The sequence below is a fragment of the Glutamicibacter halophytocola genome, from assembly GCF_001302565.1.
In the GTDB taxonomy this organism is placed as follows: domain Bacteria; phylum Actinomycetota; class Actinomycetes; order Actinomycetales; family Micrococcaceae; genus Glutamicibacter; species Glutamicibacter halophytocola.
Map to the genome: position 1 here is coordinate 3,093,836 of NZ_CP012750.1, position 26,254 is coordinate 3,120,089.

Genomic DNA, 26,254 nt, shown 5'->3' on the forward strand with positions numbered 1-26,254 from the left:
GGTCTGCTCCCCCTTTTCCGCTAGGCCCGCACCGGTGCCGCGACACCGGCCTGATCGTTGTCGTCGCTGTTATTGCCCGCAGTGGCAGCCTGCAGTTGTGCCCGGGCCGCACGGCGCCGGCGCCGGCCCGCCGACGGGCGAACCCGCGGGTCAAGCAGCGCATACAGCACGTCGATGATGATGTTCAGGATGAAGATCGCCACCGCGGTGAGGAAGACGCAGGCCTGCAGCACCGCGAAGTCGCGCTGCAGGATCGAATCGATCATCAGCTTGCCGATGCCCGGCCAGCCGAAGATCGACTCCACGACCACCGCGCCGTTGACCAGGCCCACGGTCAAGTCGCCGGCCACGGTCAGCGCCGGAGCCGCCGCGTTGCGCAGCGCATGCTGCCCGACCACCCGGTACTGGGTCGCGCCCTTGGCCCGCGCCAGCTTGATGTACGGCTCGGACAAGGCCGAGACCATCGCCCCGCGGATCACCTGCACCAGCGTGCCGAACGGGCGCATCACCAGCGTGGCAATGGGCAGCACCCATGCCCCGGCCCCGAGCACCCCCGAGGTCGGCACCCAGCCCAGGGTGATCGCGAAGACCCAGATGCCCACGATCGCCAGCCAGAAGTCCGGGATCGAGGCGGCGATCATCGAGGCAAACGAGGCGATGCGATCCAGCACCCCGTTGGGCTTCAGCGCGGCGGCCGAGCCGACAATGACCGCCAGCAGGATGGCGATGACCATGGTGAACGCCGCCAGCTGCAGCGTGGCCGGGAAGGCGCGCAGCGCCATGAAGGCCGCATCCTCGCCGGTGCGCATCGAGGTGCCGAAATCCAGATGCAGGATCCCGCCGAAGTAATCGAGCATCTGTGCCCAGATCGGCTGGTCCAGGCCGTTGCGCGCCGCGAAATCGGCGCGCATCTGGTCCGTGGCATTCAGCGGAAGATACAGGGAGGATGGATCACCGGTCATGCGCGCCAGTGCGAAAACGCCGATGATCACGACAATCAGCGGAATCGCAGAGGAGATGATCCGCTTGCGAAGATAAGTCAGCATGGAACTACGGGCTTTCCCTAGGTGTGGTGGTCATACCGGCTCAGCAGCAGCTGCTGCTAGCTGGCAGGGGTGGCTTCGGCCAGGCGCAGCTCGTCGCCCGAGGAGGAGTTCGGCTCGTAGCTCACCGACTTCGAGATGCCCAGCATGCCGGTCTGGTGGCTGATGTGCGCGAACTGGACCAGCTTCTCGTTCTGGTACTTGAAGACCTCCTCGAAGTCCTTCTGCCGATCCTCGCCAGTAGCCTGGTCGGCCTTGGCGATCAGCTTGTCCATTTCCTCGTTGCCGAAGGCGGACTGGGCTCCCTTGGTGGTCATGTACTGGTCTACGGTGAAGGCCGCGTCGCCGGCCTGGTTGCCGTGCTGGATCATGACCATCAGGGCGTTATCGGATTCTGGGAACGGGCGCACCTGGTATTTGAGCTGCTGGCTGGTTTCCAGCATCTTCAGATCCACTTTCAGCCCGATGTCGCTCAGGTTCTGCTGGATCACCTGGGAGAGCTCCTGGATGCGCGGGAACTGTGCGGTGCGGACCACGAATTCGATCGGCGCGGAGGTGTCCACGCCATCTGCCTTGGCTTCTTCCACCAGGGCCTTGGCCTTGTCCAGGTCGTATGGCCAGATCTGCAGGCTGCCGTTGTGGCCCACCACGCCTTCCGGAACCAGCTGGGCGGCCGGCTTGTCACGGCCGCCGTACAGCGACTTGGTGATGGTTTCCTGGTCAATGGCGTAATTCACGGCCTGGCGGATGCGGATGTCGTTCAGCGGAGCGGCATTGTCATGCATGCGCAGGGCCACGGTCTCATTGTTCGGGTAGGCGACGCCCAATTCGCCGATGTTGTCCTCCGGGCTCAGGCCGGTGGCGATGTCTGCTTCGCCGGCGGTGACCATCGAGGCCCGCACGCTGGCTTCCGAGCGCCACTGGTAGTTGGCCTTCTTGAAGGCCGGCTGCTCGCCCCAGTAGTCGGCGAATGCCGAGACGTCGATGGACTGGCCGGCCGTCCACTGATCCAGCTGGTAAGGGCCGGTGCCGATGGGCTCGCGGACCTTCTCGGTGGCGGAGGTCTCGGCTGGAACCACTTCCAGGAAGGACAGCCGCAGCGGGAGGATCGGGTCCTTCTTCTTGGACTTGACCGACAGGGTGTAGTCGTCGACCACCTTGGCGTCCAGGTCGTCATCGCCGAAGACGTAGCCCTCGACATCGCAGCCGATCTTGGAGTTCACCGCGCGGTCGATGGTGGCCTTGGCATCCTCGGCTGTGAAGTCCGATCCGTCGTGGAACTTCACGCCCTCGCGCAGCTTCAGGGTGAAGGTCTGGTCGTCATCGCTGCTCCACTCGGTGGCCAGCTTCGGCTCCAGCTCGCCCGAGGTCGGGTTGCGCTCGATCAGCGGCTCGGTGATGGTGGATCGGTCCACGATGCCGGTGGAGGTCAGGTTGGCGTCGCAGGCTTCGAGCGTCGGTGGCTCCTGCTGCAGGACTACGCGCAGGGTGTCGCCGGCCGCTGCCGGGGCGCCGCTGCCGCCACCGGCTTCCCCGGAGTTGGCCACCGAGCAGCCGGACAGCGCGCTGGTGCCCAGCAGTGCGCCTGCTGCCACTGCCAGGGAAAGCTTGCGGGCCCGGCTCGAAATGCGTTGTGCGTTGAACATCATTGTTTCCTTCGAGTTGCGAGTGTGATCGGCAGCTGGATGTGATCGGCGCCACCTTGCCTGTCCCACAAATATTCAGCCCGCCCAATGGCCGGGTCAAGGCGTTGGGGCCGGTGCAGGCGGCAGCCATCGCGGCATGGCATCCACAGCGAGATGTGAAGCGCCTGTGACTTTCCCTACATTAGGCACCAGAATGGGAACCAATGCTGAAGGGGTATTGATCTATGCAATCTGCATGTTGGACGGCATCAGTGAGTTCTCCCTACGATGCAGGTATGAGCTACGAGAACCCCATTACCGGAGACCAGATCCTGCGCGTCGGACCGGTCAACCCAGCAGTTGCCGCCATCCTGGCCGACGAATTCCAGGCCACCGTGCTGCCCGGAGCCGAAGAACGCAATGCCTGGCTGGAGGAACACGGCACAAGAATCCGCGTGGCGGTCTGCTCCGGCAAGATCGGAGTGGACAGCGATTTGATGAAGCAGCTGCCGAACCTCGAAGCGATCGTGAACTTCGGCGTGGGCTATGACGCCACCGACTTCGGCCAGGCCGCCCAGCGCGGCATTCTCCTGAGCAACACCCCGGATGTGCTGACCGACTGCGTTGCCGACACCGCCATGGGCCTGTACCTCGACACCCTGCGCGGGCTGAGCGCCGCAGAGCGTTTTGTGCGTGCCGGCACCTGGGCCAGCGGCCAGAACTTCCCTTTGGCCACCCGCGCCACCGGCCGCAAGGTCGGCATCCTGGGCCTGGGCCGCATCGGCCAGGCGATTGCCGATCGGCTTGAGGGCTTCAAGACGGAAATCCACTACCACTCCCGCAGCCAGAAGGAGGGTGCCGCATACCAGTACCACGCTTCGGCGAAGGAGCTGGCCGAAGCAGTGGACGTGCTGATCGTCGCCGCGGCCGGCGGCCCGGATTCTGCCAACCTGGTTGATGCCAGCGTCCTGGCGGCCCTGGGCGAAAACGGCTTCATCATCAACATCGCCCGCGGCTCGGTCATCGACGAGGCTGCCCTGGTCACGGCCTTGCAGCAGAAAACCATTGCCGGCGCCGGCCTGGATGTCTTCGCAAGGGAACCGCATGTACCGTCCCAGCTGCTGGAGCTGGATAATGTGGTGCTGCTGCCGCATCTGGGCTCGGGCACCGTGGAAACACGGGCCGACATGACCTCGCTGACCATCGAGAACCTGCGCTCCTACTTGAAGGACCGTGCGCTGATCACCCCGATTTCCTGATCTGCCAGGAATTCGCGGAACCCCGCAACGCCGCTTGACCCGTCCCTTGCCCGGATGGGTCCAGCGGCGTTCTCGCGGGATGGAGCCGGGCCTACCAGTCCAGCTTCAGGCCCCGGGCAATCTGGGCCCGGACATGGGCCAGCGCCTGCGGATCGTCATTGAGCGTTGCGCCCAGATGCGGCAGCTGCCCGCGCAAGGCTTCGAGCCAGCGCCCGAAGTGCTGCGGGAAGGATGCGGCGAGCAGATCCAGCACCACCGAGACCGAAGCCGACGCGCCCGGGGATGCGCCAAGCACCGCCGCCAGGGTCCCGTCCGCGCTGAGCACCACCTCGGTGCCAAACCCGGCAATGCGGCCTTGTCCATCAATGCGCTTGGCCAGTTGCACCCGCTGGCCCGCCGTGATCAGTTCCCAGTCCCCGGCATGCACCTCTGGCAGGAAATTCTCCAGCTCCTTGAGCCGGCTGGCTGGAGTGCGCAGCAGTTCGCCGATGAAGTAGCGCAGCATTCCGGTGCCGTTCTGCGCGGCCTCCAGCAGCGTGCGCAGGTTGTGGACGGTCACCGATCCGGGCAGGTCCCACAGTTTCCCGGCCTTCAAGAAGCGTGGCGAGAAGGCTCCAAACGGACCGAACACGAGGTATTCGGTGCCGTCCATGACCCGCAGATCCAGATGCGGCACCGACAGCGGGGGCGCCCCGGGCGCCGGATGGCTATAGGCTTTGGCCCGGTGGCGTGCCACCAATCGCGGATTGGCGGTGCGCAGGAATTGGCCGCTGATCGGGAAGCCGCCCATGTTCCGGGTTTCGGCAATGCCGGCCTGCTGCAGCAAGGGGAGGGTGCCGCCGCCGGCAGCGGTGAACACGAAACCGGCGTCCAGCGTTTCGCCCGTGGACAATTCCGCCCTCCAGCGGCCGGCCGCGGTGTGCTGCAGCCTGCGCACCGAAGTGCCCAGCTGCACCGCGGCCCCTTGTGCCCGGGCGTGATCCAGCAATCTCCGGCTGAGCGTGCCATAGTCCACGTCGGTGCCCAGGGTGCTGCGCGTTGCCGCAATGCTGCTGAAATCGGTGCGCTGTTCAAACATCGCCGGAAGCCACCGTTTCAGCGTTTCCGGATCGCGGCTGAATTCCATGTGCTCGAACAATGGATGGGCACTCAAGGCCCGGTACCTGGCTTCCAGGTAGGAGGCCCAGTCGGCGGTATGCGCATAGGAGTTGTGGTCCACGCTGCGAATGAAGCCCTCGGGCTCCCCCAGCTGGCCATCGGCGGCCAGCCGGGCCCAGTACTGGGCCGATACCAGGAATTGCTCGTGGATGCGCAAGGCAGCGGCGGGGTCCACCGAGCCGTCGGCGGCGGCCGGCGTGTAATTGAATTCGCACAGCCCGGCATGGCCGGTGCCGGCGTTGTTCCAGCCGTGGGAGCTCTCCAGGCCTGCCGCGCCCAGTGCCTCAACCACCAAGATATCCCACTGCGGCTCGAGCTCGGCCAGCAGCGAAGAAGTGGTGGAGCCGATAATGCCGGCACCGATGACCAGCACGTCGACGCGGCGTGGGACATGGGTGGAAGCCATGGCTGTTATCTCCTGAAAGGCACGGCGGCGGATGCTAGCCGAAGGACTTGTGGCTGATTCCCGATTCCCGCTCGAGTCGCTTGATGGAATTGGCCAAGTGCAGGCGCATGCACGAAGCAGCCAGCAGCTGGTCGCCTGCGGCTATGGCCTCCCGGATGGACTCATGCTCCTCGGCGACCTGCCGCAGGCGCGGAGTGAGCTGGCCTTCGGGCTCGTCAAAACGCTGGCGCGGCATGGTGATCATGGCCGGGCCGAAAGTCTCGATGGCCTGGACAAGATAGGGGTTGGACGATGCGCGGGCAATGGCAAGGTGGAACTCGTAGTCGCAGCTCATGGTCTGCGAGGCGTTGCCGCCCGAGGCGCGGAAGGCCGCGAGCGCAAAATCCATGTCGGCCAGTGCTCCCTGGGGCAGGTGGCGGGCCGCAGCCGAGGCAGCCTGGGATTCAAAGCCCATGCGGAATTCCAATAGCTGCCGGCGTTCCTCCAGGGTCCGGGGCACCTTGCCGGCGGACGCATCCGCTTCATCCCTCGGCGGGGTCAGGGCAAAGCTTCCCGAACCGCGGCGGGTGTGGATCAGCCCTTCGGCCTGCAGGCGCATGATGGCCTCGCGCACCACGGTGCGCGACACGCCATGCTCGGCAATCAGCGTATTTTCGCTGGGCAGCTTGTCCCCGGGCGCGATCTGTCCGGTGCTGATCAGCTCGCGAAGGAACTCGACCAGGGTCGCGGTCCGGTTCGTCTTACTTTTTTGCATAGCTATAAGAATAAGCGCGGAAGCATCCGTGGTGCAGGTTGCTTCCGCGCTTGCTCCTTCCCGGGGGAAAAAGGGGATGCGGGCAGGGCTTATGCCTTGCCGTACTCCACGGTTTCGGTGGTCCAGGCGCGGGCCTGGTCGCTGAGGGAGAAGCCAAGTCCCGGACGGTTAGGCAGCAGCATGCGGCCGCCCTGGGTCTCCAGGCGCTCGTTGAACAGCGGGTCCAGCCAGTCGAAGTGCTCAACCCATGGCTCGCGCGGGTAGGTGGCGGCCAGGTGCAGGTGGATTTCCATGGCGAAGTGCGGTGCCAGGTCCAGCCCGGCCTGGTCAGCCAGGGTGGCCAGGCGCATGAACTGGGTGATGCCGCCAACGCGCGGTGCGTCAGGCTGGATGATGTCGCAGGCGCGGGCTTCGATCAACCGCTCGTGCTCGGCCACGGAGGCCAGCATTTCACCGGTGGCGATCGGAGTGTCCAGTGCGGCGGCCAGCTGCGCGTGGCCCTCGGCGTCGTAGGCATCCAGCGGCTCTTCGATCCAGACCAGGTCGAATTCCTCAAGGCGGCGGCCCATGCGCAGCGCGGTGGCGCGGTCCCACTGCTGGTTTGCGTCAACCATCAGCGGCACATCCGGGCCAATGTGCTCGCGCACGGCGGCGACACGGCGCAGGTCTTCCTTGGAGTCCGGCAGGCCGACCTTGATCTTGATGCCGCCGATGCCTTCTTCGATGGACTGGGTGGCGCGGTCCTTGACCTCTTCGATGGAGGCATTCAGGAAGCCGCCGGAAGTGTTGTAGGTGCGCACCGAGTCGCGGTGGGCGCCGAGGAATTTGGCCAGCGGCAGGCCTGCACGCTTGGACTTCAGGTCGTAGAGGGCGTTGTCGATAGCGGCCAGGGCCTGGGTGGCGACACCCGAGCGGCCCACCGAGGCGCCGGCCCAGAGCAGCTTGGTGTAGAGCTTGGCGATGTCATTGGGGTCCTCGCCAATGATGGTCTCGCCAATTTCCTTGACGTGGGCGAACTGGGCGGGCCCGCCGCCGCGCTTCGAGTAGGAGAAGCCCAGGCCTTCATGGCCCTGCTCGGTGGTGATTTCAGCAAACAGGAAGGCAACTTCGGTCATTGGCTTCTGGCGTCCGGTGAAGACCTTGGCGTCGGAGATCGGAGTAGCCAGCGGAAGACGTGCGGTGGAGAACTTGACGTGGCGAATCGCGTCAGGAGTGTAGTTCATGGAAGTAGCCCTTCAAGGAATGTGCTGTGCGTCGATGCACTTGATTCATAACTTATAGTACAAGTTGTTCATTGCTCTAACAAGTAATTTTCAGGGAAAAGTCAAAAGAATCTTCAACGGCTGCGCGCAGGAACCAGACAGCAACCGCCCGGGATGGCCGGAAAGGCGCCAGAAGCGGAAAGCGCCTGAGGCCAGCGGCCGGTGATGTCGCCAGCAAGGCAACAGGTTCCGGGCAATTAAAAAGCTGGCTGGCACCTTTCGGTGCCAGCCAGCTGGATTTTTGCCCCTTGGCGAAGTTCTAATCAGGCAGGATTTCAAGCTTTCGGATCAGGCCATCGTCCACGATGAATCGCATCGGACCGGTGCCGTTGTGCCCATTTCCGCTGACTGACAGCGTCACGTTGAAGACGTTGGCTTGCTCTTCAAAAAAGTCCACGAGCTCGAATTTGCTCTGCACCCCGATGTTATCGGTGCTGTCCCAGGAACGAATTGCCACCTTTCCTCGGTACTTGCTGCCCCAGTCATCGAGTACGGCGTCTTCAGCAAAAGCATCAGCAAACTTGGTGCTATCAGCTGCATTGGTGGAATCGATGAATTGCTGGATTGGTGCTGGAAGCTTGTCCATGGCCATTGCCTTTCCGAAGTAATACATGCCTGAAAATATGAATTGCCGCGGCCTGCCTTCCAGATCCCAGAGGACAGGCCGCAGCGCGATGGCGCTAGAGCGAGCTGTTTTCGCCCAGCAGCTCCTCGAAGCCGATCCGTCGATAGAACTCGGCGCGGATGCGGTCATAAACCGCCGACACCACTTCGCTGCCGTCCTTGCTTGGATCGACATGCACACGGAAGGGGCGCTGCCCATCCGGCAGGCCAATCACGCTGGCGATCTCGTCTGCCACTTCCCCGGCCTCATGGACTTCGGGGAAGATGGCGGCGAGGCTTCCAGCCATGTTTTCACGCAGCTGCCCATACAGCTCGTCGTATTCGCTTGCACGCGCGTGATCATCGGGAGCACCAGAGTGGGCAAAGCGGTTCGTACCCGAGGTGTAGGCTCCGGGCACGACAATGCTGGTTTCCACGCCGAACTTGGCCAGTTCCGCTGCGTAGCTTTCGGCGAGCGCGTCCATGCCGGCCTTCGCCGCGAAGTACGGGGCGAGGAATGGCGGGTGCCCGCCTCGGGTGGAGCTTGAACCGATCCAGATCACCAGGCCGCTGCGCTGTGCACGCATGATGGGCAGTACGGCGCGGTTGACGCGCTGGGTGGAGACCACGTTCACGTCGTACTGGGCTGCAATCTGTTCCGGGGTGAACGCCTCGGCCGGCCCCAGCACCATATGCCCGGCATTGTGGATCAGTACATCGATGCGCTGGCGCTGCCCATGGATGTCCGCAACCGCGGCATCGATGGAGGTTTGGTCCTGGACATCCATTTCGATGCCCTGGATGCTGAGGCCTTCGGAGGCCGCCAGCTGGTCGAGCTGCGCGGCCTTGTCGGCGTTGCGCCCGGTAATGGCTCGCATGCCCGCATAGACCGTGTGGCCTGCGCGAGCCAGGCGACGGGCCGTGAGGTTGCCAAATCCGGAGGAAGCCCCGGTGATGACAATGACTTTGGGTTCGCTCATGAGCGTTTGCCCCCTTTCGTGTGGCTGCCTGCTAGGCCAGTCCGCCATTGGTGAAGATGGTTTGGCCATTGACCCAGCGGGCCGGGCCGGCGAGGAAGGCCACGGATTCAGCAATGTCTTCCGGGTCGCCCAAGCGCTCGAGCGGAACGGCTTTGGACAGGCCGGCGATTACTTCTTCGCTCTTGCCGTCGAGGAACAGCGCGGTGGCGGTTGGACCGGGCGCTACGGCGTTCACGGTGATGTTCTTCCCGCGCAGCTCGCGGGCCAGGATCATGCTCAACCCTTCGACTGCGGACTTGCTGGCTACATAGGCGCCATAGTTCGGGAACTGGGTGCGGGTCACGGAAGTGGAGAAATTGATGATGGCACCGCCTTCGCGCACCCGGCGTGCTGCCTGCTGGGAGACGACGAAGGTACCGCGGACATTGGTGCGCATGATCTTGTCGAAGTCATCGAGGTTGAAGTCGGCAATGGGGCCCAACCGCATGATGCCGGCAGTATTCACCACGACATCAATGCCTCCGAAGGCTGCCTCGACCTGGTCGAACAAGGCGCTCATGGCGGTTTCATCGGCAACGTCGCCGCCTACTGCCAGAGCGCGGCCACCGGCTGCGGTGATGCCCTGGACGAGCGCGTCGGCCTTGGCCTGGTTCCCCGCGTAGTGCACGGCCACCGCAAAGCCCTCGGTGGCGAGCTTGTCGACTACCGCCTTGCCGATGCCGCCGGAGCCACCGGTAACCAGTGCGACGCGGGGAGTGTTTTCTTTGGAGTTCATTGCAATACGTCCTTTACTTGGTCTTGTTGCCGGCTTGGAAGCGGTCAAGCCATTCATTGAGCAGATAGGCTTCTGCGGGCGTGAAGTCGGATGACTCTGCCAGTTGCGCCCGCAGCGTGGTGGCGGCCTGGGCTGCCGGGCTTGCGGAGGCTTCAGCCCCGGAGAGGATGCCGCGCAAGGTGGCCTCCCTGGACTGGTAGCTGGCCTGCTTCGGATCCTGGTCTGCGTCGCCGCGCAGGATCAGTCCGAGGGCCAGCCCGCTGTTGGCCGCCATGATCACCCGCGCCGCCTGTTCCGGCCCCAGCAGCAGCCTGCCCTCTGCGGCGAGCCTGGAAGTGATGCCAACCAGGAGCTTCATGGCCTCCCCCATGGCTGCCGGCCGGGCCGCAAGCGCGGTGCCGAATACGAGCCGGTAGGCATGGGGATTTTCCAGAGCGAAGGCCGTGTGGTTATCCCAGCCGCGGCGCAGGTCTTCCAGTGCATCATCGGAGTTCTTGGTGGAGCGCTTGGCGGACAGGTAGTTTTCCCATACGTGGTCGGCCACCGCCGCCAGCAGCCCGTCCTTGTCGCCGAAGTGCCGATACAGGACCGGCTGGGTTACCCCGGCGGCTTCGCAGACTGCCCGGGTGGAGATGTCGCCCGTGGCCGATTCAGCCAGAAGCCGTTCAGCACTATTGATTATCACTGTTCTCGTTTCCACATAACAACGATAACACCGCTTTCGTATCAACGCAATGAACTTTTCATATCACTGATATGAACTGCTGGTGCAACAGGTCGGCGCCCGATCACGGCCGCCCCTCCACTGGAGCGCAACCAGTCCCCGCCGTGCCGCGGTGAACATGAGGCCATCAGCATGGCCTTTGATGCTCCGGCGGGCGGTGGCCAATTGGCACTCGATGCTGCCTTCCCTGCTTGGGATGCGGCTCTTAGACTCTCTCTCCCTCTTTCAATTGTTCGACCGACAGGGATCCGCTTCAGGAATGCATGACAAAGACCCCAGGGCATCTGCCCTGGGGTCTTTGTCATGGCTGCTGGAGACTAGCCGATGAATGTGCTCAGCAACAGCACGCCGAGCAGGCCGAGAACCGCCAGTACCGTGGTGTACGTGGTGCGCACCGCGATGGCCTGGCCGACGTTCAGGCTGAAGTATTCCTTGAACATCCAGAAGCCCGGGTCATTCACGTGGCTGAAGGCCAGGGAGCCACAGGCTGTAGCCAGCACCATGAGCTCAGGCGAGGCACCGGTTGCTGCAACAATCGGGGCCGCGATGCCTGCCGCGGTGGATACCGCAACAGTCGCCGAGCCCAGCGCGATGCGCAGGATGGCTGCGATCAGCCAGGCAAGGATGATCGGGTTCAGATCCCAGTTGTTGGCGTGATGGGCGATGTAGTCGGCAATGCCTGCGGAAACCAGCACCTGCTTGAAAGCGCCACCGGCACCGATTACCAGAATGATCATGGCCATCGCACGAGCGCCTTCGCTCATGGACTTTCCCACCTGCGCCATGGTGCGGCCCTGCGCCGGCCCGAAGGCGATGGTGGCAACGATCAGCGCGATCAGCAGGGAGATCTCGGGAGAGCCGAACATCTTCAAGACGTGATGCCAGGCGTCGTCGCCCTCGCCGATGGCCATGAGGATGAGCTCGGAACCTGCGATCAGAATGACAGGCAGCAGCGCCACGAAGAAGGACATGAAGCCCGAAGGCAGGTCCTTTTCCTCGAATTCCTTGTCGGACAACAGGCCGCCGGGAATTTTGGGGTCAAGCTTGCGCACGAATGGCAGGCGCGGCCAGAGCATTGCCATCAAGGCGCCAGCTGGAACGGCAATCATCAGCCCGTAGGCCAGGGTCATGCCCACCGAGGCGTCATACAGCCCGGCGACAGCCGTCGGACCCGGGTGAGGAGGCAGGAACGAGTGCATGGTGGACAAAGAGATGGACATCGGCAGGCCCACCCACAGCAGGTTCACCTTGGTGGCGCGCACCAGGGTGAAGGCCACCGGAACCAGGATCACGAAGGCGACCTCGTAGAACATGGTCACGCCGATCAGCATCGATGCGACGATCATGGCCCACTGCACGCCCTTGGCGCCAAAGACGCCCAGGATCTTGTTGGCGATGCGCTGGGCGGCACCGGCGTCGCCCATGACGCGGCCGATCATGGCGCCAAGGCCGACCACTACAGCAGTTCCGCCAAGCTGGCCGCCAATGCCGTCCTTGATGACTTCCGGGATCTGAGCCAGTCCGGCACTCTCCCCGTCGACGGAAAAGTTGCCAGTGGCAACTGCCCAGAAGGCCACCAGCGCTGATACAACCAGCAGGGAGATGAACCCGTTGAGCTTGAACTTCATCATGAGGACAAGCAGTACGACGACTGACAGCCCAACAATGACCATAGGCATATGTAGGCGCTCCGATCTTCTTGCAAAATTTGTGGTGCCTGAATTGGCAATCGGGCACTTATCTCGGTCTTGTTGACCCACGAGACACCGCTTGCGGATTTGTGCCAGCAATCACGTTATCCATGCCACAAGTGCCTCGTCCAAGACCGCACAGGCATGCAGTAATACCCATCCAGCATGACCCGCGCGCACGGCAAAGTGGTTCCAGGTCACAATCCCCGGAACTATCTGTTGTTTTACGCCGTATTCGCCCCTGGCGCTTCCCTGCGGATGACCGGCTTCATGCAACCAGTGTGAGATAGTTCACCCCTGGTGCGCCGTTGTGCACCGGTCCACAGCTCCATGGCCCGACCGCTCCCCCGATGCTCGATGAACCGTGGAGGCCAGCACCATTCCTTTTGGGCATGGCAAAGGCCCGTTGTTGGGCACCGTTTCTGGTGCCCAGCAACGGGCCTTTCAGCTGCGCCTAGGGCTAGGCAGAGGCCTTCACTGCCAGCACAGGACGATCTGCCTGCAGCAGGATGCGCTGGGCGTGCGAGCCCATGATGAACTTGCCCACCTGGGTGCGGTGGCGCAGCCCGATCACGATCAGCGAGACATCCTGCTCGGAGGCGATGCGCAGGAACTCCTCGGTCAGATCATCGCGGTACGTGGACTCGATGATCTGGCTTTCGATGCCGGCGGCGGCGACCGCGGCATCCACTTCGTTCCAGTCGTCCATGGACGCGGTGTTCTTGTCCACCAATGCGCCTTCACGCGAGGAGTTGACGATCAGCAGCTCCTCATTGCGAAGCTTGGCCTCGGCGATGGCGGCGGCCAGGGCGGCCTTGCCTACCGGGGTGGGAACGTATCCGACGATGATGCTCATACTTTTTCCTTTTCGGTCGCTATCTGTGCCGCCAGCGGCTTCTTCTTGTTCTTGACGATGGCGCCCTTGGCGATCGGCCAGAGCGCAACGAAAACGAATACCACGAGCAGCGTGGCCGAAATCGGTCGAGTCAGGAAGCCGCCCAGATCACCTTCCAGCACCAGCAGCGAGCGGCGCAGATTCGATTCCAGCAGGCTGCCCAGCACGAAGGCCAGCACCAGCGGGCCCGGTTCAAAGCCGAACTTCTTCATCAGGTAGCCCAATGCTCCGAAGACGACGACCATAAGCACATCGAAGATCGAGTTGCGGATGGTGTAGGCACCCAGCATCGTGATCAGCGCAGTAATCGGGGCAAGAATCGCAGCTCGGATGCGCAGGATGCGGATGAAAACACCGACCAGCGGGATGGACATCAGGAGCAAGAGGATGTTGCCGATGTACATGGAGTTCACAACGCCCCAGAACAGTTCGGGATCTTCGCCGATCAGCTGCGGACCCGGGGTGATTCCTTGAATCAGCAGTGCACCGAAGATGATCGCCATGGTTCCGTTGGCGGGGATGCCCAAGGTCAGCAGCGGGATGAACGAGCTGGTTGCCGCGGCGTTGTTAGCCGTTTCCGGACCGGCAACGCCCTCAATGGCGCCACGGCCGAAGCGGGATGGATCCTTGGCGGTCTTCTTCTCCACGGCGTAGGACACCAGCGACGAAATCGTGGCACCGCCGCCGGGAAGGATGCCCAGGAGGAAGCCGAGAACCGACCCGCGGCCCATCGCCGGGGCAGCCTGCTTGATGTCCTTGCCCGAAGGCCAGACGCGCTTGACCTTGACCGGCGCACTGGCCGCACGGTGGCGGTCTTCAAGGTTGTAGAGGATCTCGCCAATGCCGAACAAGCCCATGGCCAGCGGCGCGAAGTCAATGCCGTCGGCCAGCGACAGGTTGCCGAAGGTAAAGCGCTCGGCTCCGGTGAAGATGTCGCGTCCGACCGTGGCAAGAAGCAGGCCCACCGCGGCGGCAATGATGGCCTTGTTCTTGGAGGATCCGGAGATCGTGGCCACCAGCAAGATGCCCAGCAGCGCCAGCGCCGCATATTCCGGCGGGCCGAAGTCCAGCGCGAAGCTGGCCACCAGCGGAGCCAAGAAGGTCAGGCCGATGATGGAGACCGTCGCACCGGCAAATGAGCCGATAGCTGCAATGCCCAGGGCAGTCCCGGCGCGCCCCTGCTTGGCCATGACATAGCCGTCGAAGACCGTTACTACCGAGCTGGCCTCCCCCGGCAGCCGCAGCAGCACCGAGGTAATGGTGCCACCGTACTGGGCACCGTAGAAAATGCCGGCCAGCATGATGATGGCCGTGACCGGCTCAATACCATAGGTCAGCGGGAGCAGAATGGCGATTGTTGCCGCTGGGCCCAGGCCCGGAAGCACGCCGACCAGCATGCCGATGACAACACCGACCAGGCAATAGAGAAGGTTGGTGGGATCCAGAACGGTTCCAAAACCGTCCAGGACTGGTCCAAAGAAGTCCATAGTTTGTCCTTATTCTTCCGTCGCTAGATCAAGTGCGGAATGCTGGTGCCCAAGGCGACAATGAAGATGAGGTAGAAAATCACTACGACAATCAGCGAGTAGAGCGTGGCTGAGCGCCAGCGTTCGCCGCCCAGCCACCTCATCCATACGAAGCTCAGTAGCAGCGCTGGCACTTCGAAGCCAATGACTGGCATGAGGATTACCAGCAGAATCAGCGTGGCGAACCCGATCAGCGGGAACCAGCTGTAGCTGCTGAATTTTTCGCCGTCTTCGCCGCCCCTGCGCCCCACCAGGAGCTGCACCAAGGCCATGACGCCAATAATGATGCTGACGATGAACGGCCACATGCCGGCTTTTGGTGTCTGAGGAGTTCCCAGATCCAAGCCGATGGACAGGATGACTCCTGCCACGGCCAAGGCCAGAACGACCAGGCTCGAGGCCGCATTTGCGATTGGCCCTAACTTGGGAGGCGCTTCGGCATCCCAGAGTTCAGCCAGTTCCTCCGGCGTCGCGGCATCGAGCTCGGTATCGGCTTCCGGCTCCGGCGCTTCAGGCGCTTCTTTGTGCTTTCGCATGGGTGTCTACCTTAAATTGTTCTCGCGCGTGCTCGTGAAACAGTGCGGAGACTACTGGCCCGACACCAGGGAGATGCCCTCGTCCTCGGTCAGCTTCTTGTACTTCGCGGCCAGCTCGGTCCACTCGGACACGACTTCCTCGCCCGAGATCTCATGCGGGGTCAGCAAGTTGTTCTTGTTGAACTCCTTGTAGGCGTCGGTCTGGGTTGCAGCCTCGATGGCGCTGGTCAGCTTCTCCTTGACCGAATCATCCAGGCCCTTTGGCACGCCGACTGCGCGGAACTGGGAGACAGGAACGTCGTAACCGAGTTCGGTGGCGGTTGGCACGTCCGGGAGGAAGTCATTGCGCTCAGTCGAGAAGACCACCAGCGGCACCACGGTGCCGGCATCAATCTGCGGCTTGGCCTCGCCCAGCTGCACGGTGGAAATCTGGACCTGGTCGCCCATCACCGCGGTCAGGGCCGGCGAGCCCGAGTCGAATGGAACGGTGGTGCCCTCGGCATCGGCCTGGGCCAGGATGACTTCCTGTGCCAGCTGCGAGCCGGTGCCTACGCCGGTGGTGCCGAATGACAGCTTCTTCTCGCTCTTGGCAACGTCCTCGAAGGATTTGATGCCGGACTTCTTGCTGGCGATCATGACGTAATCGTCCTGGGAGAGGCCGGCGAGCACGTCAACATCGTCAATGCTCATGGCTTCATCGTCCGAAACCGCCAGTGGAGTAATCGTAAACAGCGAGGCGTTCAGCATGACCAGGTTCTGGCCGTCCGGAGTCATCTCGGCAACTTCCTTGGTGACCAGGCCTCCATTGGCACCGGGCTTGTTCACGGCCGGAACTGCGACGCCGAGCTCATCGGCCATTCCGTCGGCCAGCGCGCGGGCAATGAGGTCGGTGGATCCGCCTGGGGCGGCACCGACATTAAAGGTCACCGGTCCGTTGGGGAATTCGCCTTCGCTGGAGCTGCCGCCAACGTTGCCGCCGCAGGCGGTGAGGGACAGGGCCACGGCAGCTGCCGATACGGACAACAGCGTCCGGCGGAAAGTGCGAGTCTTCATGAGAATGTCTCCTGGGTAATCGAGTGCGGTGTAGTTCATGTCATGGGGGTGTGTGAACCACCTCACTGACACGAGTACTAGACAAGAGTAGAAACGAGTTACGATACATGTCCAAGACCCTATCCGCATGGCATGATACCCGGAAGGTAAAACTTGTTTACCCTAGATCAGGCTCGCAGCTTTGTCGCTGTCGCCGAAGAGCTGCATTTCGGCCGGGCCGCCGAGCGCCTGCAGATAACCCAACCCCCGTTGAGCCGCCAGATCCAGAAGCTCGAACGGATCGTCGGCGTTGAACTGCTTGAGCGCGACAATCGCCGCGTCGCCCTCACCGCCGCTGGCGAAGCCTTCCTTTCCGAGGCCCGGCGGCTGGTCATTGCCGCCGAGCGGGCACCGGAGAGCGCCCGGCGCATTGCCAGCGGCCAGCTTGGCGCCCTGCGCATCGGCTTCACCGCTGCCACCGGCTTCTCGATGCTCGGCTCATTGCTGGAAGAAATCGCGGTCAAGATGCCCAACGTGCACCTGGAGTTGACCGAACTGGTCACCAGCGAACAGGTCACCGCCTTGCTCGATGGCGACCTGGACCTGGGCCTGGCCCGTCCGCCGTTCGACGAAAAGCTCTTCGGTTCCACCCTGCTGCTCTCCGAGGGGCTGTTTGTCGCGGTGCCCTCCAGCCACCGGCTGGCCCGGCTGCAGCGGGACCTGACCGCAGAGGACCTGGCCGATGAGCCGCTGATCATGCACTCGCCCACCAAGGCCCGCTACTTCTACGACCTGGTGGTCCGCCAGATCGAGATCGAGCACAAGAACGTGCGCCATACCGTCAGCCAGATCCTGACCATGATCTCGCTGGTTGCCGCAGGGCGCGGCATTGCCTTTGTGCCCGAAAGCGCCAAGGTGCTCGGCGTCCAGGGCGTGTCCTACCTGCGGCTGATCAGCCCGACGGAGCATCCCGTGGAGCTGCATGCCATCTGGAATCGCGAATCGCGCAACCCAGCCCTGGCGCGCATGCTGCAGATCATCAACTCCGATCCACTGAACTAGAAATCTCGCCGATTTTGCGCAGGTCACCTACGCATTAGCCAGATGCGGCACCTCTTATGCCGTGAAGGTATCAATCAATACAAATTAGGCCTTGGACAGGCATAAATCCTTTTCCTAGTCTTGAGTCAACAGGAATTCGCTTCCGATCACATACTCCTCCGCGCTACCCGTCTTTGGACCTGCGGATCAAGCAAAGGACTCGCCATGACTAAGTACACCCCAGCTGAACTTGCCAACAAGCTCAAGGACGGACTGCTTTCTTTCCCAGTGACCGCGTTTGATGCAGACCTGCAGGTCGACGAGGCCGCTTACCGCAAGCACCTGGACTGGCAGTCGAGCTTCAACGTCGCCGGCCTCTTTGCAGCCGGCGGCACCGGCGAGGGCTTCTCGCTGACCACCGAGGAATCCAAGAACGTCGTGCGCATGGCCGTCGAGGAAGCCGGCGACCGCGTTCCTGTGCTGGCTTCGGCCGGCGGCTCGACCCGCCAGGCCATCGAGCAGGCGCAGAACGCCGAGGAAGTAGGCGCAGAGGGCCTGCTGCTCCTGCCTCCATACCTGACCGAAAATGACCAGGAGGGCCTGTACCAGCACGTTTCGGCCATCGCCAAGTCCACCAAGGTCGGCATCATCGTCTACAACCGCGCCAACGCCATCTACTCGCCGGACACCGTGGCGCGCCTGGCCGAGAACCACGAGAACTTCATCGGCTTCAAGGACGCCATCGGCGACATCGAGCACAACACCAGGATGTACGCCAAGAACGGCGACCGCCTGTTCTACCTGGGCGGCCTGCCCACCGCGGAAACCTTCGCCCTGCCGCTGCTGCAGCTGGGCATGAGCACCTACTCTTCGGCCATGTACAACTTCGTTCCAGAGTTCGCGCTGGACTTCTACAAGGACGTGCGCAACCTGGACCGCGTGGCAGTGAACGAGAAGCTCAACCGCTTCGTCCTTCCATACCTGGATATCCGCGACCGCGTGAAGGGCTACGGTGTGTCCATCGTCAAGGGCGGCATGAAGGCCATCGGCCGCGACTGCGGTTCGGTGCGCACCCCATTGCAGGACATGTCCGAGCAGGACCTGGCGGATCTGTCCACCCTCATCAAGACGGCAGGCATCGTTCCTGCCGGCGCCAGCCTGTAACTGCGCAGTCCACGACAAATCTTTTCATCTGTTGACCAGGGAGCTCCTTTGACTAGCATCACCCAGAACCTGACCGGCCAGTCCATCCTCGCAGGCGTGCGCACTGCGGGCAACGGACGCGAAGTTCACGGCTACAACCCAGCAACCAACCAGCCGTTGGAACCTGCCTATAGCCTGATTGACGAAGCCCAGCTGAAAATCGCCACGGCCGCTGCCGCGGAGGCTTTCACCTCGTTCCGCGCCCTGGAACCGGCCAAGCACGCCGATTTCCTCGACGCCATTGCAGCAAATATCGAAGCTGTGCGCGAGGAGCTGGTAGCCCGCGCCATGGCCGAAACCGGCCTTCCCGAGGCCCGCCTCAACGGCGAAACCGCCCGCACCGCCGGACAGCTGCGCCTGTTCGCAAACGTGGTCCGCACTGGCGACTTCCACGGCGCCCGCATCGATCCAGCCCTGCCAGAGCGCAGCCCGCTGCCGCGCGTGGATATCCGCCAGCGCAAGGTGCCGATGGGACCGGTTGCGGTCTTCGGCGCCTCGAACTTCCCGCTGGCTTTCTCCACCGCCGGCGGCGATACCGCCTCGGCACTGGCGGCCGGCTGCCCAGTAGTTTTCAAGGCCCACAACGCCCACCCGGGCACCAGTGAAATTGTCGGTTCGGCCATCACCAAGGCCATCGAGGAATTCGACCTGCACCCAGGAGTCTTCTCCCTGGTCTACGGCCCAGGCGCGTCAATCGGCCAGGCACTGGTTTCCGACCCGGTGATCAAGGCCGTAGGCTTCACCGGATCGCGCTCCGGCGGCGTGGCACTGATGGAAACCGCGGCCAAGCGCCCAGAGCCGATCCCGGTCTACGCCGAGATGTCCTCGATCAACCCGGTGATCTTCTTTGAAGGCGCCCTGGCAGATCCCGAGGCGCAGGCCAAGGCCTACCTGGGATCGCTGACTGGTTCCTCCGGCCAGCTGTGCACCGCACCGGGACTGGTCTTTGTTCCGGCTGGCGGGGCAGGCGACGCCTTTGTGGCAGCCATTTCCGGCAATGCGCCATCGCACAGCGGGCAGACCATGTTGACCGCGGGCATCTACACCTCGTGGGTCGCAGGTGTCGAGGCACTTGGCGCCCAGGAAGGTGTTGAACTGGTTGGCCAGGGCACCGAAGGCTCCACCGAAAACGCTCCTGCGCCACGGGTCTTCGCTTCCGGTGTCCAGCAGCTCAACGAGAACCCGGTGCTGCAAGACGAGATCTTCGGCGCCGCTTCGCTGGTGATCCGCTACGAGTCGGTGGAAGAACTCGACTCGGCGCTATCCAAGCTGGAAGGCCAGTTGACCGCTACGTTGCAGCTGACCGAAGCCGACTACGCGCAGGCCGCGGGAATCATCCCGACCCTGGAGCTGAAGGTTGGACGCATCCTGCTCAACGGCTGGCCAACGGGTGTCGAGGTGGGCCACGCGATGGTCCACGGCGGCCCGTTCCCGGCAACCTCCGCTCCGCAGACCACCTCGGTCGGGTCCCTGGCCATCGAGCGCTTCCTGCGTCCGGTCGCCTACCAGAATTTCCCCGAGGCCCTGCTGCCCAAGCCAATCGCGCAGGCCAATGAGTGGAACCTGAACCGTCTGGTCGACGGCACCATGACCGTCGCAGGAGAGTAAGCGCATGAGTAACCCAACCATTGTTTCGGTCAAGGTCATCCCAGTTGCCGGCCATGACTCCATGCTGCTGAACCTTTCCGGCGCCCATGGGCCGTTCTTTACCCGCAACATCGCCATCGTCACCGATTCCGACGGCCGTACCGGCCTCGGCGAGGTGCCTGGCGGCGAAGCAATTCGTTCAACCATTGAAGAAGCAGGGGCGCTGATTTCCGGCGCTCCGGTAGCGACCTACCGTTCGCTGCTGCGCAAGGTGTCCTCCCGTTTCGCTGACCGCGATGCGGGCGGTCGAGGCGCGCAGACTTTTGATCTGCGCACCACAGTGCACGCCGTCACCGCCCTGGAATCCGCGCTCCTAGACCTGCACGGGCAATTCCTGGGCGTGCCGGTGGCCGAGTTGCTAGGCGATGGCCAGCAGCGCGAGGCGGTACCGATGCTCGGTTACCTCTTCTACGTCGGCAACCCGGATATCACGGACCTGCCTTACCTGCGCGAACCGCAGGGTGCAGATGACTGGGAACGCGTGCGCCGCGAAGAAGCCATGACCCCTGAAGGCGTGGTTCGCCTGGCCGAAGCCGCACAGGCCCGCTACGGGTTCAAGGACTTCAAGCTCAAGGGCGGAGTGCAAGCGGGCGACCTGGAAGTTGATGCGGTCACCGCCTTGAAGCAGCGCTTCCCCGAAGCCCGGATTACCCTGGACCCCAATGGCGGCTGGCTGCTTGAGGACGCAATCCGCTTGGGCAAGCGCATGAAGGGCATTGTCGCCTACGCAGAGGACCCGTGTGGCCCCGAAGGGCGATTCTCCGGCCGCGAGGTCATGAGCGAATTCCGCCGGGCCACCGGGCTGCAGACCGCAACCAACATGATCGCCACCGATTGGCGCGAAATGGCTCACGCGGTGCGCACCAACGCCGTCGATATCCCGCTGGCCGACCCGCACTTCTGGACCATGTCCGGCTCGGTGCGTGTGGCCCAGCTGTGCAACGAGTTCGGCCTCACCTGGGGTTCGCACTCGAATAACCACTTCGATATTTCGCTGGCCATGTTCACCCAGGTAGGCGCCGCCGCTCCGGGCGAGATCACCGCCTTGGATACCCACTGGATTTGGCAGGACGGCCAGGATCTGACGCAGAACGCTCCACAGATCGTGGACGGTGAAGTAAAGGTTCCAGAAGCCGCCGGCCTGGGCGTCACGCTGAACATGGACCGGGTCAACGAGGCGCACGAGCTGTACAAGGAACATGGCTTGGGTTCGCGTGATGACGCGGTCTCCATGCAATACCTGATTCCTGGTTGGACTTTTGATTCCAAGAGCCCTGCCCTGGTGCGCTAGCGCAATAGAGCAAGTACAAAACACACATTGCCCAGGGGGCGGTGGATGCCTGAATCGGACGATGGCATCGGCCGTCCCCCTCGGTGTGCCGCAGCGCAGTGCGGAAACACGGTCGGGCGTTTGCGGCTTGGAGGCCTGATGCAGGGAGTCTTACAGGGCTTTGCGGTAGTGATCATCCTGATTGGCATCGGCTTCTTCACGGCACGGTATATGCCGCGGCACCGCGAAGCCATCGCCAAGGGCTTAACTCCGCTGATCTACTACATCACCAACCCCGCGCTGATGTTCATCCTTCTTTCGGGCACCGATCTGCACGCGGTCGTTGGGGTATTCACCCCGATCGCCTTGATCACCGCGGTGGTGACCGGCGGCGTGTTTGCGCTGCTGGCCAAAGTATTTTTCAAAACACCGCTGCAGCGCATTCCGGCCGGAGCCATGGCCACCAGCTACGTTAATGCTGGGAACATTGGCGTGCCGCTGGCCTTGTACGCCGTGGGAAGCACCACCCCGGTGGTATCGGTGCTGGCAGCCCAGCTGCTGATCATTGCGCCCCTGTACATGTGCCTGTTCGCCCTGGTATCGCGCCACGACGGCGCGAACGATTCAACCCCGCTGGGGCGCACTATTCTCAAATCCGTGGCCAATCCGGTCACCATTGCCACCTTCATCGGTGCGCTCTTCTCATGGTTCAGCTTCAAATTGCCCGAGGTGCTGCACTCCCCCGTGCAAATGCTCGGCGACTCTTCCATCCCGTTGCTGCTCATGGCATTCGGCATGTCGCTGTACGGGCAGAAGCCCTTGGCGGATAAAGCCTTGCGCGGCGAAGTTCTACTTGGCGCAGGGCTCAAGGTGCTGTTCATGCCGGTCGTCGCGTTCGTGCTTGCTAAACTGGTGTTCGGATTGCAAGGCACGGATCTGCTAGGTGTAGTTATCATGGCTGCCCTTCCGACAGCTCAGAATGTGCTGCTTTTTTCCCAGCAGTTCCGGCTCAACCCGGTAGTTCCACGAGAAGTAATCCTGTCCAGCACGCTGCTCACCCTTCCGGTGGTTTTACTAGCCACGTTCTTGCTGACGTAGAAGAGTGAGCATATATATAGCCATGCGATCATTGGCCCAGTTCACGGCTGCTGGCTCAAGCGTTGCCCTCCAACCACTAGGAGAATAATGTACGGCGTCATCGAAGGATTCTTCGGTATCTGGGTCATTATCGGTGTCGGCTACTGGTCGGGGAAAAAGAATCTCTTCGGGGACAACGGACGCTATATCCTGAACCGGCTGACGTTTTTTATCGCTTCCCCGACACTGCTATTCACCACCATTTCCGCAGCCAAGCCCCAACAGGCGCTGGGGCCGCAGCTGTTTATTGCCGGGATTTCGGCCATGGTTGTTTTTCTGGCTTACGGGATTTTCTCCCGGCTGGCATTCAAGCGCACCCCTGGAGAACGAACCATTGGCGCGATGGCAGCCTCGACGGTCAATGCAGGCAACCTGGGCCTTCCCATTGCCATCTATGCGCTGGGAGACATTTCCCTGGCGGCTCCGATTGCGCTCTTCCAGATGTCGGTGATGACCCCGCTCTCGCTGTCGCTCATGGAAAAAGCCACTGCCAAGGGCGGAACGAAGTTCACCGGAGTTCTTTGGCGCACGATCAGCAATCCGATGATCCTCGCTTCGGTTCTGGGCCTGCTCTGCTCGATCTACCAGTGGCAACCACCGCAGATCATCATGACCCCGATTGAGCTCTTGGCTGGCGCTTCGATCCCGGCCATGCTGCTCGGTTTCGGCTTGTCCCTGGTCGGGTCCCGCCCGCTGCAGCGCAGCTCCCAGCGCAGGACCGAGGTATGGGTTGCCACCTTCAGCAAACTGGTGTTGCATCCGCTGCTGGCCTGGGCGCTGGCCGCCTGGGTATTCCGGCTTGACTCCACCGGACAATACATCGCCGTCATCATGGCCGCGCTGCCCACTGCACAAAATATCTTTGTTAATGCAGACCGGTACGAGTCTGGCATCACCATCGCCAAGGATACGGTTCTGTTGACTACAGTGCTGGGGATCCCGGCAATGCTTGGATTCGCGGCACTGCTGCTGCACCTCGGCTAGTGGCCATCGACCTCTCCTGATTCGGGCGAGACCAAAGGCGCGCCGAGGCCATTCGCTCCAAGCAAGACCGAGCCAAAAACACAGCCCCTCATTCTCTGTGCAACTGGGATTAGCAACTGCGATGTGCCTGATTTCAAGCGCACGAGTCGGTGAAGCCAATATGTTTCCCGCGGGGCCTACCGCATGTGGAGCACCTGATCCTTAGGCGGCTAAACATCCATTTTGGGCGCTGGTTGGCATCTATCCAGCACCACGGGCATATCCGGTCAGCTGGCAACATTTGCTTGGCTCATCGACAAGCCGAACTGCGGCATCTCCAAAGTGCCGTTCCTCCGCAACCGCAACAAGATTTCCAGCTGGTTCACGGCGAACATGCGCTTAGCCTCGATTGCCCTTGATGGCCGGACCTTCGACGGTCTGAATCGACTCCAGGTAAATTTCCTTCAGGCGTCGAGCCGCGGGGTTGGCGTTGGTCTCTTCCATGGCCAGAACAATGTCAGATTGATTCATTTCTTGAAGTCCCGAAGGTCCCACCAATTCTTCAAAGGCTACAGAATCCGGTGAATACTGCATCGATCCAGCAGGAACAAGTGAAACCCCCAGCCCCACCGCTACCAGGGATATGAGCGCCGGTATCTGGCTGGCGATTTGCGTGATGGTCGGCTTGGCTCCCACCGAGTCGAAGAGTCTCAACACAAGTTCGTGGAAATAGCGCCCCTCCGATGTTGAATACATCATCAACGGCAGGCCCTCCAGTTCCTTGATCAGCACCCCTTTGCCGGTGACCAGGTAATGATCCTTGGGCAATGCGACTACCAACCGGTCTTTTTTCACCAGGGTCGTTTCCACGCCGGCGCGGTTGGTGAACGGTCGCAGCAGTCCCAGGTCCAGCGTGCCCTTGCTCAGCCCATCCAGCTGCTCTACGGAGACGGCCTCGCGCAGCACCAAGGAGACCCCGGGCAGTTCTCGGGCCGCAGTAGCCAAGAACTCTGGAAGGACGGATTGCCCAGCGACTGCTGTGTAGCCCACGACTACGGTTCCGAAGTCCCCAGTGGCCACCCGTGATACTTCCATGCTTGTCTTGCGGCTCATGTCGACGATGCGCCGGGCATTCGGCAGCAGCACTTTTCCCGCGGTAGTCAGCTGCACTGTGCGTGATGTGCGGGTGAATAATTTGGCTTGCAGTTCACGCTCAAGCAGCTGGATTTGCCGGCTCAGCGGTGGCTGCGTCATGTTCAGTCGTTCAGCGGCTGCGCCGAAATGCAGCTCTTCGGCTACCGCGATGAAGGATTCCAATTGCACCAGAGAAAACATCAATGCGCCTTTTGAATTGAATCTTGCACTTTTTAGCTTGGACAGGTATCGAACTTTCATCATACTGTGATTCAGAACGCAATCTAGAATTGGAGCTTTTTTCATGTCCACTCCCCGTGCACTCATCACGTCGGTAGAGGTTACCCCGGTAGCTTTCGCCGATCCTCCACTGCTTAATTCGGTCGGGGTGCACGAGCCGTATGCGCTGCGAGCCATCGTCGTGGTTCGCACGGACGCTGGACATTACGGGTTGGGCGAAACCTACGGGGATGAAACGCACGTCGCTCGGCTGAAACGAGCCGGCGAGTTCCTGGTCGGCACGGACGCATTCAACATCAACAAGATCGCCGAACGCGTTGCAGAATCGCTTGCCGACGACAGCGGCCAAGGCGGACACGGCACTGGTGGCATGGTCACCACGACGTCGCTCGAAGACCGTGTGCTTTCAGCTTTCGATGTCGCCGCATTGGACATCCAGGGCAAAGTGCTCGGTGTTCCCGTCAGCACCCTGCTTGGCGGAGCGGTCCGCGATGAGGTGGAATTCAGCGGCTACCTGTTTTACAAGTGGGCCGGGCATCCTGGCTACGCTGACGATCAATGGGGCGCCGCGCTGGACCCGAGCGGCATCGTGGCGCAGGCTCGCAAGATGGTCGACCAATACGGATTCAAAGCCCTGAAGCTCAAAGGCGGAGTCTTCCCTCCCGATGAGGAGGCAGCTGCCATCGAAGCATTGCGCGAGGCATTCCCGGACATCCTCCTGCGCATCGATCCCAATGGCGTGTGGAACGTCGAGACTGCGGTGCGCATCGGCCAGCGCCTGGAACCGGTCCTGGAATATCTGGAAGACCCCTGCCTGTCCATCGAGGACAATGCCCAAGTGCGCAAGCAGGTGAATCTGCCGCTGGCGACCAACATGTGCGTTGTCGCCTTCAACGACTTGCCCCCAGCGATCAAGGCCGAGGCAGTGGATGTTGTTCTTTCGGATCACCATTTCTGGGGCGGGCTGAACCGTTCGCGCCTGTTGGCTGGCATTGCCCAGACCTTCGACTTGCGCCTGTCCATGCACTCGAACTCGCACCTGGGCATCAGTTTCGCCGCGATGATCCAGCTGGCCAGCGCCACCAAGAATATTGACTATGCCTGCGATACCCACTGGCCATGGAAGAAGCCGGAAGATGACGTGATCGTCCCCGGTGTCTTGTCCATCGCCGAGGGCAAGGTGAAGGTCCCCACCGCACCGGGGCTGGGCGTGGAGCTGGATGAAGCAGCCCTGGCACGCATGCACCAGCAGTATCTCGACGCGGGTCTGACCAAGCGAGATGACACCAGCTACATGCAGTCCATCAATCCGGAGTACGAGCTCCAGGTGCCTCGTTGGTAGCTCGGCTG

The 26,254-nt window shown here is 62.4% G+C and carries 23 protein-coding genes; 8 read left to right on the forward strand and 15 right to left on the reverse strand.

Features of this window, described 5'->3' with window-relative positions; translation table 11 throughout:
• Nucleotides 1-20: 20 nt before the first annotated feature.
• Together AOZ07_RS14340 and AOZ07_RS14345 are read right to left on the reverse strand one after the other, a co-directional pair.
• Complete coding sequence (locus tag AOZ07_RS14340; protein WP_084793279.1) at nt 21-1,046, reverse strand: ABC transporter permease; 1,026 nt, start codon at nt 1,044-1,046, stop codon at nt 21-23.
• Nucleotides 1,047-1,102: 56 nt separating this feature from the next.
• Complete coding sequence (locus tag AOZ07_RS14345) at nt 1,103-2,689, reverse strand: ABC transporter substrate-binding protein (RefSeq protein ID WP_060702596.1); 1,587 nt, start codon at nt 2,687-2,689, stop codon at nt 1,103-1,105.
• A 275-nt stretch (nt 2,690-2,964) separates the two neighbouring features.
• Here AOZ07_RS14345 and AOZ07_RS14350 point away from each other — a divergent pair, with 275 nt between their 5' ends.
• Complete coding sequence (locus AOZ07_RS14350; protein ID WP_098945516.1) at nt 2,965-3,927, forward strand: 2-hydroxyacid dehydrogenase; 963 nt, start codon at nt 2,965-2,967, stop codon at nt 3,925-3,927.
• A gap of 91 nt (nt 3,928-4,018) precedes the next feature.
• On the opposite strand, the gene AOZ07_RS14355 is transcribed toward AOZ07_RS14350, so the two are convergent.
• The 12 genes from AOZ07_RS14355 to AOZ07_RS14410 all read right to left on the reverse strand — a co-directional run bounded on the left by AOZ07_RS14355 (nt 4,019) and on the right by AOZ07_RS14410 (nt 16,290).
• Nucleotides 4,019-5,491, reverse strand: a complete 1,473-nt coding sequence (locus AOZ07_RS14355) for a malate:quinone oxidoreductase (protein ID WP_060702597.1) — start codon at nt 5,489-5,491, stop codon at nt 4,019-4,021.
• Nucleotides 5,492-5,525: 34 nt separating this feature from the next.
• Nucleotides 5,526-6,245 carry a FadR/GntR family transcriptional regulator gene (locus AOZ07_RS14360; protein WP_060702598.1) on the reverse strand — a complete coding sequence of 240 codons (720 nt, stop codon included), beginning with the start codon at nt 6,243-6,245 and terminating at the stop codon, nt 5,526-5,528.
• An 89-nt stretch (nt 6,246-6,334) separates the two neighbouring features.
• Nucleotides 6,335-7,468, reverse strand: coding sequence for an L-talarate/galactarate dehydratase (locus AOZ07_RS14365; protein ID WP_060702599.1), 1,134 nt, complete (start codon nt 7,466-7,468; stop codon nt 6,335-6,337).
• A gap of 298 nt (nt 7,469-7,766) precedes the next feature.
• Nucleotides 7,767-8,120, reverse strand: coding sequence for a nuclear transport factor 2 family protein (locus AOZ07_RS14370; RefSeq protein ID WP_236995198.1), 354 nt, complete (start codon nt 8,118-8,120; stop codon nt 7,767-7,769).
• Nucleotides 8,121-8,187: 67 nt separating this feature from the next.
• Nucleotides 8,188-9,090, reverse strand: coding sequence for an SDR family oxidoreductase (locus AOZ07_RS14375; protein ID WP_060702600.1), 903 nt, complete (start codon nt 9,088-9,090; stop codon nt 8,188-8,190).
• 31 nt (nt 9,091-9,121) lie between these two features.
• On the reverse strand, nt 9,122-9,865 hold the full coding sequence (locus AOZ07_RS14380; protein ID WP_060702601.1) for an SDR family oxidoreductase: 744 nt from the start codon (nt 9,863-9,865) through the stop codon (nt 9,122-9,124).
• A 13-nt stretch (nt 9,866-9,878) separates the two neighbouring features.
• The gene (locus tag AOZ07_RS14385) at nt 9,879-10,550 is read right to left on the reverse strand and encodes a TetR/AcrR family transcriptional regulator (RefSeq protein ID WP_060702602.1); all 672 of its coding nucleotides are present in this window, start codon (nt 10,548-10,550) and stop codon (nt 9,879-9,881) included.
• A gap of 356 nt (nt 10,551-10,906) precedes the next feature.
• Nucleotides 10,907-12,268 carry a gluconate:H+ symporter gene (locus AOZ07_RS14390; RefSeq protein ID WP_060702603.1) on the reverse strand — a complete coding sequence of 454 codons (1,362 nt, stop codon included), beginning with the start codon at nt 12,266-12,268 and terminating at the stop codon, nt 10,907-10,909.
• 472 nt (nt 12,269-12,740) lie between these two features.
• Nucleotides 12,741-13,136, reverse strand: coding sequence for a universal stress protein (locus AOZ07_RS14395; RefSeq protein ID WP_060702604.1), 396 nt, complete (start codon nt 13,134-13,136; stop codon nt 12,741-12,743).
• Nucleotides 13,133-14,662: a tripartite tricarboxylate transporter permease gene (locus AOZ07_RS14400; RefSeq protein ID WP_060702605.1), complete on the reverse strand. Its 1,530-nt coding sequence runs from the start codon at nt 14,660-14,662 to the stop codon at nt 13,133-13,135. The genes AOZ07_RS14395 and AOZ07_RS14400 overlap by 4 nt, the downstream gene beginning before the upstream one ends.
• A 23-nt stretch (nt 14,663-14,685) precedes the next feature.
• Nucleotides 14,686-15,237, reverse strand: coding sequence for a tripartite tricarboxylate transporter TctB family protein (locus AOZ07_RS14405; protein WP_060702606.1), 552 nt, complete (start codon nt 15,235-15,237; stop codon nt 14,686-14,688).
• Between the two features lie 51 nt (nt 15,238-15,288).
• Nucleotides 15,289-16,290 carry a Bug family tripartite tricarboxylate transporter substrate binding protein gene (locus AOZ07_RS14410; RefSeq protein ID WP_060702607.1) on the reverse strand — a complete coding sequence of 334 codons (1,002 nt, stop codon included), beginning with the start codon at nt 16,288-16,290 and terminating at the stop codon, nt 15,289-15,291.
• A gap of 153 nt (nt 16,291-16,443) precedes the next feature.
• On the opposite strand from AOZ07_RS14410, the gene AOZ07_RS14415 reads away from it, so the two are divergent.
• From AOZ07_RS14415 to AOZ07_RS14440, 6 genes are all read left to right on the forward strand, one after another.
• Nucleotides 16,444-17,331, forward strand: a complete 888-nt coding sequence (locus AOZ07_RS14415) for a LysR family transcriptional regulator (protein WP_060702608.1) — start codon at nt 16,444-16,446, stop codon at nt 17,329-17,331.
• 204 nt (nt 17,332-17,535) lie between these two features.
• Entirely contained in the window at nt 17,536-18,474 is a 939-nt protein-coding gene (gene kdgD / locus AOZ07_RS14420) for a 5-dehydro-4-deoxyglucarate dehydratase (protein WP_060702609.1), read from the forward strand.
• Nucleotides 18,475-18,522: 48 nt separating this feature from the next.
• The gene (locus AOZ07_RS14425; RefSeq protein ID WP_060702610.1) at nt 18,523-20,121 is read left to right on the forward strand and encodes an aldehyde dehydrogenase (NADP(+)); all 1,599 of its coding nucleotides are present in this window, start codon (nt 18,523-18,525) and stop codon (nt 20,119-20,121) included.
• 4 nt (nt 20,122-20,125) lie between these two features.
• Nucleotides 20,126-21,451, forward strand: a complete 1,326-nt coding sequence (locus AOZ07_RS14430; protein ID WP_060702611.1) for an enolase C-terminal domain-like protein — start codon at nt 20,126-20,128, stop codon at nt 21,449-21,451.
• Between the two features lie 138 nt (nt 21,452-21,589).
• Complete coding sequence (locus AOZ07_RS14435; RefSeq protein ID WP_060702612.1) at nt 21,590-22,528, forward strand: AEC family transporter; 939 nt, start codon at nt 21,590-21,592, stop codon at nt 22,526-22,528.
• An 87-nt stretch (nt 22,529-22,615) separates the two neighbouring features.
• Nucleotides 22,616-23,551: an AEC family transporter gene (locus AOZ07_RS14440; protein WP_060702613.1), complete on the forward strand. Its 936-nt coding sequence runs from the start codon at nt 22,616-22,618 to the stop codon at nt 23,549-23,551.
• Between the two features lie 378 nt (nt 23,552-23,929).
• Here AOZ07_RS14440 and AOZ07_RS14445 read toward each other — a convergent pair whose 3' ends face one another.
• The gene (locus AOZ07_RS14445; protein WP_060702614.1) at nt 23,930-24,865 is read right to left on the reverse strand and encodes a LysR family transcriptional regulator; all 936 of its coding nucleotides are present in this window, start codon (nt 24,863-24,865) and stop codon (nt 23,930-23,932) included.
• A 103-nt stretch (nt 24,866-24,968) separates the two neighbouring features.
• Here AOZ07_RS14445 and AOZ07_RS14450 point away from each other — a divergent pair, with 103 nt between their 5' ends.
• Nucleotides 24,969-26,246 (forward strand): enolase C-terminal domain-like protein, encoded by a 1,278-nt coding sequence (locus tag AOZ07_RS14450; protein ID WP_060702615.1) that lies wholly within the window; start codon nt 24,969-24,971, stop codon nt 26,244-26,246.
• Nucleotides 26,247-26,254 lie beyond the last annotated feature (8 nt).